Genomic DNA, 15,468 nt, shown 5'->3' on the forward strand with positions numbered 1-15,468 from the left:
CCGCCGCTCGCGCAACCGCTGGGGCGGCAGGCGCGCCTGGGCCGAGCTCCTGCGGCTGCCCGCCCTGTTCAGCGTCCCCGGCGACGCCCTGGCCGGCACGGCCGCGGCCGGGGCGCGGCCCGGCGCCCGGACCCTGCTCGCCATCGGTTCCTCCCTCTGCCTCTACGAGGCCGGCATGGCCCTCAACGACTGGGCGGACCGCGACATCGACGCCGTCGAACGCCCGCACCGCCCCCTGCCCTCCGGCCGCATCCGGCCGTCCGCCGCACTCACGGCCGCCTGCGCGTTCACCGCCGCCGGACTGGCCCTGGCCGCCCGCGCCGGACGACCGGCCCTCACCGTGGCCGTACCCCTGGCCGCCACCGTCTGGGCGTACGACCTCGGCCTGAAGCACACCCCGGCCGGACCGGTGGCCATGGGGGCCGCACGGGGCCTGGACCTGCTCCTGGGAGCCGCGGCCACCACAGGCCGCACCGGCCCGGCCCTGCCCTCCGCCGCCCTCCTCGGCACCCACACCGTCGCCGTGACCACGGTCTCCCGCCACGAGGCCCAGGGCGGCGCACCCCTGGCCCCGCTCGCGGCCCTCGCGACGACCGCCCTGCTGACCCGCCTGGTGACGCACCGGTCCGCCGGCCCGGTGACCGGCCGCCCACCGGCCACCGCCCACGGACGGACCGGCCTCCGCCCCGTCCGGGACCACGCCGGTCGCCCGTCCCCGGCGACCCTGCTCACCACCGCGTGCGCGGCCGCCTACGCCGCGACCACCGCCCGCCCCTACGTCCACGCCGCCCTGAACCCGTCACCTCCCCTCACCCAACGCGCCGTCGGCGCCGGCATCCGCGCCACGATCCCCCTCCAGGCCGCTCTCACCGCGCGCGCCCGGGGCACGGCAGGGGCACTCCTCATCGCCGCCCTCGCCCCACTGGGAGCGAAGTTCGCGAGGAAGGTGAGCGTCACATGAGCGCACAGAACCCTGTCCCCGGTGCCCTCCCCGCCCTCCGCTTCGGCTACGGCACCAATGGTCTCGCCGACCTCCGCCTCGACGACGCCCTCTCCCTTCTCGCCGACCTCGGCTACTCCGGCGTCGGGCTGACCCTCGACCACATGCACCTCGACCCGCTCGCCCCCGACCTCGCCGCCCGGACCCGCCGCGTCGCGCAGCGGCTGGACGCGCTGGGCCTGGGCGTCACCGTGGAGACAGGGGCCCGCTATGTGCTCGACCCGCGCCGCAAGCACGGTCCGTCCCTGCTCGACCCGGACCCCGACGACCGGGCCCGCCGCATCGACCTCCTCGTCCGGGCCGTCCGGGTCGCCGCCGACCTCGGCGCCCACGCCGTGCACTGCTTCAGCGGCATCCTCCCGCAGGGCACCGACTCCGGCACCGCCTGGAAACGCCTCACCGAGGCCCTCACTCCCGTCCTGGACGCCGCCGCCACCGCCGGCGTCCCGCTCGCCGTCGAGTCCGAGCCCGGCCACCTCCTCTCCACCCTCGCCGACTTCCACCACCTGCGCCGCGCCCTCGGCGACCCCGAGCCGCTCGGCCTCACCCTGGACATCGGCCACTGCCAGTGCCTCGAACCCCTGCCTCCGGCCGACTGCGTCCGGGAGGCCGCCCCCTGGCTGCGGCACGTGCAGATCGAGGACATGCGGCGCGGCTTCCACGAGCACCTCCCCTTCGGGGACGGGGAGATCGACTTCCCGCCGGTCCTGGCGGCCCTCGCCGCCACCGGCTACCAGGGCCTGACCGTCGTCGAACTGCCCCGCCACTCGCACGCGGGTCCGCACTTCGCCGCCCGCTCCCTGCCCTTCCTCCGCCACGCCGAGCGGGCCGCGGCTGCCGCCGCGCCGCCGTCTCCCGCTCCGGCCCTCCAGCAGGCCGCGCCACCCCACGGCGCTCCCTCCACCACCCCTGAAGGGAGCAGCACCCCATGACCCACCCCCACGCCACACCCACGGCGAGCACCGGCAGCACCCCGAACACCCGCGACACCGAAGCCCAGCCCGAGGTGTCCACGCCCGGCTCACCCACGCCTGACTCACCCACCCCTGACTCACCCACGCCTGACTCACCCACGTCAGACACGGTCCTCACCGGCCTCCCCACCCTCCCGTCGCTCACCGACCTCCGCCGCCGGCTGACCACCGACCTGGACCAGGCCGCCCGCACCTGGCTGGAGCACGCCCTGGACGAGGCCGCCGCGCACCCGGGCATCCACGGGCCCATCTCCGCGTGGGAGCTGCGTCTGGCCGAGGCAGGCCGCCGCTGCGGGGCCGCGCACGCCGACGCCGCACGCGTCCTCATCCTGCACGCGGCCCGGGCCGGCGCCGACGCCCTGAGCCGCGTGTACTTCCAGGGCACCGCCGACGAGCGCCGCGCCGTCCTGCACGCCCTGCCCCACCTCGTGTCCGGCCCCGCCGCCCTGCCGCTCGTCGAGGACGCCCTGCGCACCAACGACACCCGGCTCCTCGGCGCCGCCGTCGGCCCGTACGCCGCCCGGCACCTGGACGCCCACTCCTGGCGGCACGCCGTGCTCAAGTGCCTGTTCACCGGCGTCCCCGTCGACCACGTGGCGGACCTGCCCCGGCGGGCCCGTGGCGACGGCGAACTCGCCCGCATGCTGGGCGACTACGCGGCCGAGCGCACGGCCGCCGGCCGCCCCGTCCCCGAGGACCTGTACCGCGTCCTGGACCTGACCGAGTCCGCGCCCCCCGCCCCGGGCCCGGACCACCCCCACGGCAAGGAGTCCTGATGCGCATCTTCGACCCCCACATCCACATGACCTCCCGGACCACCGACGACTACGAGGCCATGTACGCCGCAGGCGTCCGCGCCGTCGTCGAGCCCGCCTTCTGGCTCGGCCAGCCCCGCACCTCGCCCGCCTCCTTCCGCGACTACTTCGACGCCCTCCTCGGCTGGGAGCCCTTCCGGGCCGCCCAGTACGGCATCGCCCACCACTGCACGATCGCCCTCAACCCCAAGGAGGCGAACGACCCGCGCTGTGTGCCCGTCCTCGACGAACTGCCCCGGTATCTCGTCAAGGACAACGTCGTCGCCGTGGGGGAGATCGGCTACGACTCGATGACCCCCGCCGAGGACACCGCCCTCGCCGCACAGCTGCAGCTCGCCGCCGACCACGGGCTGCCCGCCCTCGTGCACACCCCGCACCGCGACAAGCTCGCCGGACTGCGCCGCACCCTCGACGTCGTCCGCGAGTCCGCCCTGCCCGCGGAACGCGTCCTGGTCGACCACCTCAACGAGACCACCGTCAAGGAAGCCAAGGACAGCGGCTGCTGGCTGGGCTTCTCCGTCTATCCCGACACCAAGATGGACGAGGAGCGGATGGTCGCGATCCTGCGCGCCTACGGTCCCGAACAGGTCCTGGTCAACTCCGCCGCCGACTGGGGAAAGAGCGACCCGCTCAAGACCCGCAAGGTGGCCGACCTGATGCTCGCCGAGGGCTTCGACGAGGACACCGTCGACCGGGTGCTGTGGCGCAACCCCGTCGCCTTCTACGGACTCAGCGGCCGCCTGAACCTCGACGTCACCGGCACCGAGGCCACTCACGAGGGCAACTCCATCCTCCGCGGCGCCCCGAAGGACCCGCACGAGCCGGACCCCGGGTCCGCGGACCCGGCACGTGTCCCCGCAGCGGAGGCGTGAGCCATGCGCTTCCGCCACCCCGACGGCACCACCGTCCACCTCGCCTACTGCACCAACGTCCACCCCGCCGAGACCCTTGACGGTGTGATCGCCCAGCTCCGCGACCACTGCGAACCCGTCCGCCGCCGCCTCGGCCGCGACCGTCTCGGCATCGGGCTGTGGCTCGCCAAGGACGCCGCCCACGCCCTCGTCACCGACCCGTCGGCCCTGCGCGGCCTGCGCACCGAGCTCGACCGGCGCGGCCTGGAGGTCGTCACCCTCAACGGCTTCCCCTATGAGGGCTTCGGCGCCGAGGAGGTCAAGTACCGCGTCTACAAGCCGGACTGGGCCGATCCGGAGCGCCTCGACCACACCACCGCCCTGGCCCGCGTCCTCGCCGGCCTCCTCCCCGACGACGTCACCGAGGGCACCATCTCCACCCTGCCCCTGGCCTGGCGCACCGTGTACGACGACGGCCGCGCGGAGGCCGCCCGGGCAGCCCTGCGCACCCTCGCCGAGCGGCTCGATGCCATCGAGGAACTGACCGGACGCTCCCTCCGCGTCGGTCTGGAGCCGGAACCCGGCTGCGTCGTCGAGACCACCCGCGACGCCATCGCCCCGCTCACCGCGATCGGCCGCGACCGCATCGGCATCTGCGTGGACACCTGCCACCTCGCCACCTCCTTCGAGGACCCGGACACCGCCCTGGACGCCCTCGCCGCAGCCCGCGTCCCCGTCGTCAAATCCCAGCTCTCCGCCGCCCTGCACGCCGAACACCCCCATCTGCCTGAGGTCCGCGAGGCTCTCGCCGCCTTCGCCGAACCCCGCTTCCTGCACCAGACCCGTACCGCCACCGCCGCCGGGCTGCGCGGCACCGACGATCTCGACGAGGCCCTCGCCGGCCACGCCCTGCCGGACGCCGCACCCTGGCGCGCCCACTTCCACGTCCCCCTGCACGCGGCCCCCGCCGCGCCCCTCACCTCCACCCTCCCGGTCCTGAAGACCGCACTGACCCGGCTCGTCGGCGGCCCGGCCCCGCTCACCCGCCACCTGGAGGTCGAGACCTACACCTGGCAGGCCCTCCCGCCCGAGCTGCGTCCCAAGGGCCGGACCCAGCTCGCCGAGGGCATCGCCGCCGAACTCACCCTCGCCCGCGACCTGCTGACCGACCTCGGCCTGAAGGAGCTGCCATGAGCATCCCCGAGCAGCCGGCCCCGGCCGGTACGGACCGCCCCACCCCGCTTCTCGTCCTGGACGTCGTCGGCCTCACCCCCCGTCTCCTCGACCACATGCCCCACCTCAAGGCGCTCGGCCGCTCCGGCTCCGTCGCCCCGCTGGGCACTGTCCTGCCCGCCGTCACCTGTGCCGCCCAGTCCACGTTCCTGACCGGCACCATGCCCTCCGAGCACGGCATCGTCGGCAACGGCTGGTACTTCCGCGAACTCGGCGACGTCCTGCTGTGGCGCCAGCACAACGGGCTCGTGGCCGGCGACAAGCTCTGGGACGCCGCCCGCCGCGCCCACCCCGGCTACACCGTCGCCAACATCTGCTGGTGGTACGCCATGGGCGCCGACACCGACATCACCGTCACCCCCCGTCCGGTCTACTACGCCGACGGCCGCAAGGAACCCGACTGCTACACCCGGCCGCCCGCGCTCCACGACGAACTGACCGAGAAACTCGGCACCTTCCCCCTGTTCCACTTCTGGGGCCCCGGAGCGGACCTCGTCTCCAGCCGGTGGATCATCGACGCGACCCGCCACATCATCCGCACCCGTCACCCCGACCTGACGCTCTGCTACCTCCCTCATCTCGATTACGACCTGCAGCGCTTCGGCCCCGACGACCCCCGCTCCCTGAAGGCGGCCGCCGATCTCGACGCCGCCCTGGTCCCACTCCTGGACGAGGCCCGGGCCGAGGGCCGCACGGTCGTCGCGCTGTCCGAGTACGGCATCACCCGCGTGAACCGGCCCGTCGACATCAACCGCGCCCTGCGCCGCGCCGGCCTGCTGGAAGTGCACACCCAGGACGGCATGGAGTACCTCGACCCGATGACCTCCCGGGCCTTCGCCGTCGCCGACCACCAGATCGCCCATGTCTACGTGCGCCGCCCCGAGGACCTCGACGCCACGCGCGCCGCCCTCGACGGCCTGCCCGGCATCGAGCAACTCCTCGACGACGAGGGCAAGAAGGCCCACCACCTCGACCATCCGCGCGCGGGCGAACTCGTCGCCGTGGCGGAACCGGACGCCTGGTTCACGTACTACTACTGGCTCGACGACGCCCGCGCACCCGACTTCGCGCAGCTCGTCGAGATCCACCGCAAACCCGGCTACGACCCGGTCGAGCTCTTCATGGATCCCCTCGACCCCTACGTCAAGGTCAAGGCGGCCACCGCGCTGGCACGCAAGAAACTCGGCATGCGCTACCGCATGGCGGTGGTGCCCCTGGATCCCTCACCTATTCGCGGCAGCCACGGCCGCCTTCCGCAGAGCGACGACGACGGTCCGCTCCTCATCTGCTCCACCCCCCGCGCTGTCGGCGACCGCGTCGCGGCCACCGATGTGAAGTCACTGCTGCTCCGACTCGCCGGTCTCGGCTGAGGCCGTAGCCCTCAGTCCCGACTGGTCACAAGTGAAGCACTCACCACTGACAACGCCCCGCGATCACGAGGAGTTCCCCGCATGAGCCGCTTCTCCCAGCCCGACCCCGAGCTCGGCCACCGCCTGAGCAGACGAGGCATGCTCGGCGTGGCCGCCGGTGCCACCGCCGCGGCCCTGCTCGGCGCCGCCTTCCCCGCCACCGCGGCCCCGGCGACCGCCACCACCGGCACCGCCGCCGCGGGCAAGGGCCGTGGCCGGCCCGTCCTGCCGCCCGGCCGTCTGGGCATCCAGCTGTACAGCCTGCGCGACAAGGTCTCCACCCTCGGCTTCGGCCCCGTCTTCGCCGAACTGGAGCGCTACGGCTACGACGAGGTCGAGTTCGCCGGCTACACCCAGGGCTCGGCGGGCCCCATCACGCTCGCCCAGCTCAAGCGGCTGGCCCGCAGCCACGGCCTCAACCCGATCGGCAGCCACGTCGGCTACTACTCCGACGACCCGAACGCCTACACGTTCGCGCAGAACCTCACCAAGGTCCTCGACGACGCCCAGGCCCTCGGTCTGAAGCACATCGGCACCGCCGCCGGCCCGTTCCGCTACGGCTCGACCGTCGACGCCTGGAAGCGCGCCGCCGAGGACTTCAACACCTACGGTGCCGCGGCGAAGGCCCGGGGCATGAAGTTCTACCAGCACAACCACTCCGAGGAGTTCTCCTTCGCCACCGACAACCCCAAGGTCCGCCTCTACGACGTCCTGCTCAAGGAGACCGACCCGGACCTGGTCTATCTGGAGATGGACATCTACTGGGCGTACGTCGGCCAGTTCCGCTTCTCCAAGCGGCCCGACGGCACGGCCGCGCCGTTCGAGCCGCTCGACTACGTCCTGCGGCAGCCCGACCGCTACCCGCTGTTCCACGTCAAGGACGGCGAGAGCACCCCGTCGGACCCCTACGGCTACCGCATGACCGACGTCGGCGACGGTGACATCGACTACCAGCGGTTCATCTCCGCCGTGACCCGGCTGCGCGGCCACCGCCTGGCCCACCACTGGCAGGCCGAGCACGACAACCCGGCCGAGTCCTTCACCTTCGCCCGCCGCTCCAGCGCGCACCTGCACTCGCTGCGGGAGAAGTGCTGACGGCCGGTACGGCATGAGGAGGCCCCTCCCCGGTCGGGGAGGGGCCTCCTCACATGGGGCAGGCTCAGCACACGGGTCGCGCCCGGCCCGCAGCGGGCCTGCCGGTCCCGCCGATCAGCGGGACGCGGCCGTGGAAGCCGGTCGTGCGACGCATGGGGACGGTGTGCGGCGGAGCGGGTGGGGACGGTGCCGCGTGCGGTTCCGCCGCCATGTCAGGTCGTGTCCTCGCCGAGCGGCTGCGGGTTCGGAGCGATGCGGCGCGTCTGCTTGTCGCGTCCCGGCGGGGTGAGGAACAGGGCCACACAGCCGGCGAAGAGGGAGATGGAACCGGCCAGGATGAAGGCACCGGAGTGTCCCCAGGCGCCGACGACCACGGCACCCATGCCCGCTCCCAGACCGGAGACCAGCTTGGCGCTGTAGACCATGCCGTAGTTGGACGCGTTGTTGTTCTCACCGAAGTAGTCGGCGGTGAGCGCGGCGAACATCGGGAAGATGGCGCCGCCGCCGAAGCCGGAGATGGAGGAGAAGACCAGGAACAGCGGGAGGTTCTCGGCGTTCGCCGACCAGAGGATGCCGTACTGGGACAGGCCCAGGATGACGCACACGACCAGCAGGCACCGCTTGCGGCCGTAGAGGTCGGACAGCCAGCCGATGACACCGCGGCCGGTGCCGTTGACGATGGCCTTCAGGGACATGGCCGTGGCGACGATGCCGCCCGCGAAGCCGGCCTCCTCGCCGATCTCCACCTGGAAGGCGATGCCGAAGATGTTCACACCGGACGTGCACGCCAGGCAGAACCACATCAGGGCCACCCGGCCGGTCTTCCACGCCTCCTTGGGGGAGTACTGGCGCACCGCCGGCGGGTTCATGCGCAGCGAACGGGCCGCGCGCGGGTCGGCCGGCGGGTTGAGCGGGTCGATGTCGGCGGGCCACCAGTTCTTCGGCGGGTCCTTGAAGAAGTAGCCGGAGAACGCCACGATCCCGGCCAGGAACACGCCCACCGACACCAGCACCCAGCGGAAGTTGGTGAGGTCCATGTAGCCGTTGAAGAGGAAGACGAAGGGCACCGAGCCGTAGGCGAAACCGCCGTTGACGAAGCCGGTCTTGCCGCCCTTGCGCTCCGGATACCACTTGCCGACCATGTTGACGCAGGTGGCGTACACCATGCCCGCGCCCATGCCGCTGAACATGCTGAAGCCGATGTAGGCGAAGACGACGTGCGGTGCGAAGGCCAGCGACAGGTAGCCCATGAGGGTCCCCACCGCGCCGCACATCATGGCCCAGCGGGCCGGGAGTTTTCCGCTCTCTCGCAGCTTGCCCGCGGGGAAGGCCACCGCGGCCTGGAAGAAGACCCAGACGGTCATCATCCAGAAGATGTGCATGCTGTTCCAGCTGTGCGCCGTGTGCAGGGTCTCCTCGGCGGACGCGAACGCGTACTCGGCGGAGGAGATGCCCATCATGCCGATCCAGGGCAGGATCACCATCCACTTGCGCTTGCGCCCCATGATGTCGATGTCGGTCTCACCGAGGCGGTAGACGCGACCGTTCGCGTCGGTGACCTCCCGGTAGGGAACCGTGGTGGGCAGATCGGTCGTTGTCATGTCGTGTCGCACCCCTTGCGTCGAAAGATCTGGCCAGCGCCCCCTGTCCCATGCCTTTCGTGCGCGTGCGGGTCCCGGGGCCGGCCGACGCGCACCGTCGGCCGGCCCCCCGCTGCCTCACCTCATGTACCGCCCCCCAGCAGCCCCGCCTCCCGCGCCCAGCGGTACTTCGCGCCGAGCACGGCCACCGGCTTCTCCGTCGTGTACGGGTACGCCACGACTCCGCGCTCGAAGAGGTACTGGCAGGCCTCCTCGACCTCCACGTCCCCCGCGAGCGAGGCCACCACGGGCTTCTCGATCCCACGCTCGCGGAACTCGGCCACCACGCGCGCGGTGAGCTCCGCGAAGACCATCGGGGGAGTGACGATCGTGTGCCAGTAGCCCAGGACCAGCGCGTGGATGCGCGGATCCTCCAGCCCCAGCCGGATCGTCGCCTCGTACGTCGACGGCGGCTCGCCCCCGGTGATGTCCACCGGGTTTCCGGCCGCCCCGAAGGGCGGGATGAACCTCCGGAAGGCCTCGTCGAGGTCGGGCGGTATCTCCATCAGGGACAGGCCGTTGTCCGTCACCGCGTCGGAGAGCAGCACACCGCTGCCGCCGGCGCCGGTGATGATCACGACGTTGTCGCCCTGGGGAGCCGGCAGCACGGGCAACGCGCGCGCGTACTCCAGCATGTCGTTCAGCCCGGGCGCCCGGATGACACCGGCCTGGCGGAGGATGTCGTCGTAGACCGCGTCGTCACCGGCGAGGGCGCCGGTGTGCGAGCCGGCCGCCTTCGCGCCCGCCGCGGTACGGCCCGCCTTGAGGACGACCACCGGTTTCTTCGGCACGGTCGCCCGCGCGGCCTCCACGAAGGCGCGGCCGTCCTTGAGGTCCTCCAGGTGCATCGCGATGCACTCGGTGTGCGGGTCCTCGCCGAACCAGGTCAGCAGGTCGTCCTCGTCCAGGTCCGACTTGTTGCCGAGCCCGACGATCGCCGACACGCCCGTCTTGGTGGTGCGGGCGAAGCCCAGGATGGCCATCCCGATGCCGCCCGACTGCGAGGTCAGCGCCACCCCGCCCTTGACGTCGTAGGGCGTGCAGAACGTCGCGCACAGGTCCTGCCACGTCGAGTAGTAGCCGTAGATGTTCGGCCCCAGCAGGCGTACCCCGTACCGCTCGGCGATGGCGACGATCTCCGCCTGGAGTTCGTGCTCGCCGGTCTCCGCGAACCCCGAGGGGATCAGGACGGCGTTGGGGATCCTCTTGCGTCCCACCTCCTCCAGGGCCGAGGCCACGAACTTGGCGGGGATCGCGAAGACCGCCACATCCACCTCACCGGGAACGTCGGTGACACTCTTGTACGCCTTGCGGCCCAGAATGTCATCGGCCTTGGGGTTCACCGGGTGGATGTCGCCCGCGAAACCTCCGTCGACGAGGTTGCGCATCACGGAATTGCCGATCTTGCCCTGCTCGTTGGAGGCGCCGATGACGGCGACCGAGGCGGGCTGCATCAGCCGGCGCATCGAGGTGAGGATCTCGTCCCTGGAGTACTTCCGGCGCGGCGGGGGCTGCGACTCGGCGAGGATCACCCGGATGTCGGCCGCCACCGCCCCCTCCGCGGTGGCGATCACCGGGTTGAGGTCGACCTCCGCGATCTCCGGGAAGTCGGCGACGAGTTCGGAGACCCGGCGGATCTGCTCCGCCACGGCCCACCGGTCCACGCCGGCCTGTCCGCGCACCCCGCGCAGGATCTCCGCGGAGCGGATCGAGTCCAGCATCGACAGCGCCTCGTCGGCGTCCACCGGCGCCAGCCGGAAGGTGACGTCCTTGAGCACCTCGACGAGCACCCCGCCGAGCCCGAAGGCGACCACCTTCCCGAACGTCGGGTCCGTGACCGCCCCGACGATGACCTCCTGCCCCCGGGGCAGCAGCTCCTGCACCTGCACGCCCGCGATGCGGGCCTTCGGGTCGTAGGCCCGCGCGTTGTCGACGATGGTGTGGAACGCGGCCCTCACGTCGGCGGCGCCCTCGACGCCGACGATCACCCCGCCGGCGTCGGTCTTGTGCAGGATGTCCGGCGAGACGATCTTCATCACGACGGGCCCGCCGAAGCGCGCCGCGAACGCCACGGCCTCGTCGACGTCGGTCGCCAGCTCCTCGCCCGGTACGGCGATGCCGTACGCGTCGGCGAGCACCTTGCCCTCGGGCGCGGTCAGTGCGGTCCGGCCCTCGGCCCGCACTGAGTCGAGCAGGGAGCGCACCCGCGCCAGGCGGTCCTCGGCCATCACGTCAGATCACCCCGTTCGACTTGAGCAGGCGCACTTCCTCGTCGCCGAGGCCGAGTTCGCCGACGTAGACCTCTTCGTTGTGCTCGCCGAGCAGCGGGGAGCTGGTCACCTCGACGGGGGAGTCGGACAGCTTGAGCGGACTGCCCACGGTCACGAACTCGCCCCGCTGCGGGTGGGGCACGGTGACGACCATCTCGTTGGCGACCAGCGACCGGTCCTCGATGATCTCCCGCGTGGACAGGATCGGCCCGCACGGGATGTTGTGCGCGTTGAGCCGCTCCAGCACCTCCCACTTGGGCAGGGTCGAGGACCACTCCTCGATCAGCTGGAACATCTTGTTCAGCTTGGGCAGCCGCGCCTCGGGCGTCGCCCACTCGGGGTCGTCGGCCAGCTCGGGCCGGCCGATGAGCTCGCTGATCGGGCGCCAGCCGACGGGCTGCACGATGACGTACACGTAGTCGTTCGGGCCGCCCGGCGCGCACTTGACGGCCCAGCCGGGCTGGCCGCCGCCGGACGCGTTCCCGGACCTGGGAACCTCGTCGCCGAAGTCGTCGTTGGGATATTCAGCGAGCGGCCCGTGTGCCAGACGCTGCTGGTCCCGCAGCTTCACCCGGCACAGGTTCAGTACGGCGTGCTGCATGGCCACGTTGACCCGCTGCCCGCGACCGGTGCGCTCCCGTTGGTAGAGCGCGGCGAGGATGCCCGCCACGGCGTGCACACCCGTCCCCGAGTCCCCGATCTGGGCCCCCGTCGCCAGCGGCGGCCCGTCCTCGAAACCGGTGGTCGACATCGACCCGCCCATGGCCTGCGCGACGACCTCGTACGCCTTGAAGTTGGTGTACGGGCCCTCGCCGAACCCCTTGATGGAGGCATAGACGATACGCGGATTGATCTCCTGGATGCGGTCCCAGGTGAAGCCCATGCGGTCGACCGCGCCCGGCCCGAAGTTCTCGACCATCACGTCGGAACGCCGGATCAGTTCGGTCAGGATCTCCTTGCCGCGCTCGGTCTTGGTGTTGAGGGTGATGCTCCGCTTGTTGCAGTTGAGCATCGTGAAGTAGAGGGAGTCGACGTCCGGCAGATCACGCAGCTGCTTGCGCGTGATGTCGCCGGTCGGCGCCTCCAGCTTGACGACGTCCGCGCCGAGCCAGGCGAGCAGCTGGGTCGCCGAGGGCCCGGACTGGACGTGGGTCATGTCCAGGACGCGGATGCCGTCGAGAGCCCTGGTGGAGGTCTGGGTCATGCCAAGCGCTCCTCACTTGTACATGGTCTGGTTCATGGTTCCGGGGGCGTACGCGTCGGGGTCGACCCAGACGTTGATCAGGGACGGCTTGCCGGACTCGCGGGCACGCCTGAGGGCCGGGCCGATGTCGGCGGGGTCGCGCACCTCCTCGCCGTAACCGCCCAGCATCTGGGCGAACTTGTCGTAGTGGACGTCGCCGAGGGTGTTGCCGACCCGCTCGCGCTCCTTGCCGTACTTGGCGGCCTGGCCGTAGCGGATCTGGTTCATGGAGGAGTTGTTGCCGACGATGCCGACGAAGGGGAGGTCGTAGCGGACGAGAGTCTCGAAGTCCCAGCCGGTCAGGGAGAACGCGCCGTCGCCGAAGAGCGCGACGACCTCCTTGTCGGGCCGGGCCTGCTTGGCCGCGAGCACGAAGGGGATGCCGACGCCGAGCGTGCCCAGGGGCCCCGGGTCCATCCAGTGCCCGGGCGACTTGGGCTGCACGACCTGCCCGGAGAAGGTGACGATGTCGCCGCCGTCGCCGATGTAGAGGGAGTCCTCGGTGAGGAAGTCGTTGATCTCGCTGACCAGGCGGTAGGGGTGGATGGGTGAGGCGTCCGACTTCAGGCTGGGCAGCCGCTTCTCCAGGGCGGTCTGCTCGGCGGCCCGCAGTTCGTCCAGCCACTCCTTGCGCTTGGACGCGCCGCCGTTGACGCGTCCGGAGGCGGCCTCGGTCACCGACTTCAGCACGAGTCCGGCGTCGCCGACGATGCCGAGGTCGATGTCGCGGTTCTTGCCGACGGTGCGGTAGTCGAGGTCGATCTGCACGACGGTCGCGTCCGCCGACAGCCGCTTGCCGTAGCCCATGCGGAAGTCGAAGGGCGTGCCGACGATGACGATGACGTCGGCGTTGGAGAAGGCGTACCGGCGCGAGAGCTGGAAGTGGTGCGGGTCGCCGGGAGGGAGGGTGCCGCGGCCCGCGCCGTTCATGTAGGCCGGGATGTTCAGTGTGCGCACCAGCTCGATGGCCGACTCGGTGCCGCGTGTCGTCCAGACCTGGCTGCCGAGCAGGATGGCCGGCTTCTCGGCGTGCACGAGCAGGTCGGCCAGCCTCTCGATGGCCTCCGGGTCGCCGGCCGAGCGGGTCGAGGCGCGGTAGGCACCGGGCTGGGGCACGCGTGCCTTGTCGGCCGGCACCTTGGCGTCGAGCACGTCCCGCGGGATCTCCAGGAAGGAGGGGCCCGGCGCGCCGTGGAAGCACTCGCGGAACGCCATGGACACCATGTCCGCCGCGCGCGCCGTGTCCGGCACGGTCGCCGCGAACTTGGTGATGGGGTTCATCATGTCGACGTGCGGCAGGTCCTGCAGGGAGCCCATCTTGTGCTGGGTGAGCGCTCCCTGACCGCCGATCAGCAGCATCGGGGACTCCGCGCGGAAGGCGTTGGCGACACCGGTGACGGCGTCGGTGGTCCCCGGGCCCGCGGTGACCACGGCGCAGCCCGGCTTGCCGGTGATGCGCGCGTAGCCGTCGGCGGCGTGGGCGGCGACCTGCTCGTGACGGACGTCGACGACCTCGATGCCCTCGTCGACGCAGCCGTCGTAGATGTCGATGATGTGGCCGCCGCACAGTGTGTAGATGCGGTCGACCCCCTCGGCCTTCAGCGCCTTGGCTACGAGATGACCACCGGAGATCACGTCCTGGGTGTCGTCGGGCATGGCGAAGTCCTGTCCCTTCGTAAGGGGTTGGAGCGGCTCGCGGTACATTGCATACAGTCGACGAATACTGTATGAAGCTTGTTATCCCGCATCCGGTGGGTGGTGTCCAGGGGGCGTGCGGCACTTTCAGTCAGGAGCCGGAATGGACCTGTACGAACACCAGGCAAGGGAACTCTTCGAAGAACACGGCATCGTGGTGCCGCGGGCCGAGGTCACCGACTCGCCCACTCAGGCACGGGACATCGCGCGCAGGCTGGGCGGGCGCGTGGTGGTGAAGGCCCAGGTGAAGACCGGTGGACGGGGCAAGGCGGGCGGCGTGAAGCTCGCCGCCGACCCCGCGGCCGCCGAGCTCACCGCCCGTCAGATCCTCGGCATGGACATCAAGGGCCACACGGTCGGCACGGTGATGGTGGCCCAGCCCGTGGACATCGAGACCGAGTTCTACGTGTCCTACGTACTCGACCGCGCGGCGGGCCGGTTCCTCGCGATCGCCTCGGCCGAGGGGGGCATGGACATCGAGGAGGTCGCCGCCACCCGTCCCGAGGCCGTGGCTCGCGTGCCCGTCGACCCCGCCGAGGGCGTCACCTCCGCGAAGGCCGGCGAGATCGCCGAGGCGGCCGGGCTGCCGCCGCAGACCGTGGACGTCCTCGTCCGCCTCTGGGAGGTGCTGGTCCGCGAGGACGCCCTCCTGGTCGAGGTGAACCCGCTCGTGCGCACCCGGCAGGGGCAGATCCTCGCCCTCGACGGCAAGGTCACCCTCGACGACAACGCCCGCTTCCGGCAGGCCCGGTGGGGTGCCGACGACGTGGAGCACGACGACTCGCTGGAGGCCACGGCCGCCGCCAAGGGCCTCAACTACGTCAAGCTCGACGGCGAGGTCGGCATCATCGGCAACGGGGCGGGCCTCGTCATGTCCACCCTCGACGTGGTCGCGGGCTGCGGGGCACGGCCCGCCAACTTCCTCGACATCGGCGGCGGCGCGAGCGCCCGGATCATGGCGGACGGGCTGTCGGTCGTCCTGTCCGACCCGGCCGTGAAATCCGTCTTCGTCAACGTCTTCGGCGGGATCACCGCCTGCGACGCGGTCGCCGACGGCATCGTCCGGGCGCTGGACACCGTCCGGCTGACCAAACCGCTCGTCGTGCGCCTCGACGGCAACAACGCGGCCCGGGGCCGGGCCATCCTCGACGAGCACGCGCACCCGCTGGTCGAGCAGGTCACCACCATGGACGGCGCCGCCGCCCGTGCCGCCGAACTCGCCACCACGGCCTGAGGAGAGGGA

Annotated in this window: 12 protein-coding genes; 8 read left to right on the forward strand and 4 right to left on the reverse strand. The window is 71.7% G+C overall.

Going from position 1 to position 15,468, the window contains the following annotated elements:
- Nucleotides 1–49 precede the first annotated feature (49 nt).
- From CHR28_RS12500 to CHR28_RS12530, 7 genes are all read left to right on the forward strand, one after another.
- On the forward strand, nucleotides 50–961 hold the full coding sequence (locus CHR28_RS12500; protein WP_256984240.1) for an SCO3242 family prenyltransferase: 912 nt from the start codon (nucleotides 50–52) through the stop codon (nucleotides 959–961).
- Nucleotides 958–1,932, forward strand: a complete 975-nt coding sequence (locus CHR28_RS12505) for a sugar phosphate isomerase/epimerase family protein (protein ID WP_094053654.1) — start codon at nucleotides 958–960, stop codon at nucleotides 1,930–1,932. The genes CHR28_RS12500 and CHR28_RS12505 overlap by 4 nt, the downstream gene beginning before the upstream one ends.
- A complete protein-coding gene (locus CHR28_RS12510) occupies nucleotides 1,929–2,750 on the forward strand; it encodes an EboA domain-containing protein (RefSeq protein WP_094053655.1) in 822 nt (273 codons plus the stop codon). The genes CHR28_RS12505 and CHR28_RS12510 overlap by 4 nt, the downstream gene beginning before the upstream one ends.
- Entirely contained in the window at nucleotides 2,750–3,661 is a 912-nt protein-coding gene (locus CHR28_RS12515) for a TatD family hydrolase (RefSeq protein ID WP_094053656.1), read from the forward strand. The genes CHR28_RS12510 and CHR28_RS12515 overlap by 1 nt, the downstream gene beginning before the upstream one ends.
- A 3-nt stretch (nucleotides 3,662–3,664) precedes the next feature.
- Entirely contained in the window at nucleotides 3,665–4,834 is a 1,170-nt protein-coding gene (eboE, locus tag CHR28_RS12520; protein ID WP_094053657.1) for a metabolite traffic protein EboE, read from the forward strand.
- Complete coding sequence (locus CHR28_RS12525) at nucleotides 4,831–6,243, forward strand: nucleotide pyrophosphatase/phosphodiesterase family protein (protein WP_094053658.1); 1,413 nt, start codon at nucleotides 4,831–4,833, stop codon at nucleotides 6,241–6,243. Before eboE ends, CHR28_RS12525 begins: the two co-directional genes overlap by 4 nt.
- 81 nt (nucleotides 6,244–6,324) lie before the next feature.
- Entirely contained in the window at nucleotides 6,325–7,377 is a 1,053-nt protein-coding gene (locus CHR28_RS12530; RefSeq protein WP_094053659.1) for a sugar phosphate isomerase/epimerase family protein, read from the forward strand.
- Nucleotides 7,378–7,589: 212 nt separating this feature from the next.
- Here CHR28_RS12530 and CHR28_RS12535 read toward each other — a convergent pair whose 3' ends face one another.
- The 4 genes from CHR28_RS12535 to CHR28_RS12550 all read right to left on the reverse strand — a co-directional run bounded on the left by CHR28_RS12535 (nucleotide 7,590) and on the right by CHR28_RS12550 (nucleotide 14,186).
- On the reverse strand, nucleotides 7,590–8,978 hold the full coding sequence (locus CHR28_RS12535; RefSeq protein ID WP_094053660.1) for an OFA family MFS transporter: 1,389 nt from the start codon (nucleotides 8,976–8,978) through the stop codon (nucleotides 7,590–7,592).
- Nucleotides 8,979–9,100: 122 nt separating this feature from the next.
- Entirely contained in the window at nucleotides 9,101–11,245 is a 2,145-nt protein-coding gene (locus CHR28_RS12540; RefSeq protein ID WP_094053793.1) for an acetate--CoA ligase family protein, read from the reverse strand.
- A gap of 4 nt (nucleotides 11,246–11,249) precedes the next feature.
- Nucleotides 11,250–12,491, reverse strand: coding sequence for a formyl-CoA transferase (gene frc / locus CHR28_RS12545; protein WP_094053661.1), 1,242 nt, complete (start codon nucleotides 12,489–12,491; stop codon nucleotides 11,250–11,252).
- Between the two features lie 12 nt (nucleotides 12,492–12,503).
- Nucleotides 12,504–14,186 (reverse strand): thiamine pyrophosphate-binding protein, encoded by a 1,683-nt coding sequence (locus CHR28_RS12550; RefSeq protein WP_094053662.1) that lies wholly within the window; start codon nucleotides 14,184–14,186, stop codon nucleotides 12,504–12,506.
- A gap of 142 nt (nucleotides 14,187–14,328) precedes the next feature.
- Between CHR28_RS12550 and sucC the strand changes: the two genes are divergently transcribed.
- Complete coding sequence (sucC, locus tag CHR28_RS12555) at nucleotides 14,329–15,459, forward strand: ADP-forming succinate--CoA ligase subunit beta (protein ID WP_094053663.1); 1,131 nt, start codon at nucleotides 14,329–14,331, stop codon at nucleotides 15,457–15,459.
- Nucleotides 15,460–15,468 lie beyond the last annotated feature (9 nt).

This window comes from Streptomyces sp. XY006 (genome assembly GCF_002237655.1).
In the GTDB taxonomy this organism is placed as follows: Bacteria; Actinomycetota; Actinomycetes; order Streptomycetales; family Streptomycetaceae; genus Streptomyces; species Streptomyces levis.

Excerpts from the sequence above, each read along its gene's own strand:
- CHR28_RS12505 (WP_094053654.1), top strand. The coding sequence starts at position 958 with ATGAGCGCACAGAACCCTGTCCCCGGTGCCCTCCCCGCCCTCCGCTTC.
- CHR28_RS12510 (WP_094053655.1), top strand. The coding sequence starts at position 1,929 with ATGACCCACCCCCACGCCACACCCACGGCGAGCACCGGCAGCACCCCG.
- CHR28_RS12515 (WP_094053656.1), top strand. The coding sequence starts at position 2,750 with ATGCGCATCTTCGACCCCCACATCCACATGACCTCCCGGACCACCGAC.
- eboE (WP_094053657.1), top strand. The coding sequence starts at position 3,665 with ATGCGCTTCCGCCACCCCGACGGCACCACCGTCCACCTCGCCTACTGC.
- CHR28_RS12525 (WP_094053658.1), top strand. The coding sequence starts at position 4,831 with ATGAGCATCCCCGAGCAGCCGGCCCCGGCCGGTACGGACCGCCCCACC.
- CHR28_RS12530 (WP_094053659.1), top strand. The coding sequence starts at position 6,325 with ATGAGCCGCTTCTCCCAGCCCGACCCCGAGCTCGGCCACCGCCTGAGC.
- CHR28_RS12535 (WP_094053660.1), bottom strand. The coding sequence starts at position 8,978 with ATGACAACGACCGATCTGCCCACCACGGTTCCCTACCGGGAGGTCACC.
- CHR28_RS12540 (WP_094053793.1), bottom strand. The coding sequence starts at position 11,245 with ATGGCCGAGGACCGCCTGGCGCGGGTGCGCTCCCTGCTCGACTCAGTG.
- frc (WP_094053661.1), bottom strand. The coding sequence starts at position 12,491 with ATGACCCAGACCTCCACCAGGGCTCTCGACGGCATCCGCGTCCTGGAC.
- CHR28_RS12550 (WP_094053662.1), bottom strand. The coding sequence starts at position 14,186 with ATGCCCGACGACACCCAGGACGTGATCTCCGGTGGTCATCTCGTAGCC.
- sucC (WP_094053663.1), top strand. The coding sequence starts at position 14,329 with ATGGACCTGTACGAACACCAGGCAAGGGAACTCTTCGAAGAACACGGC.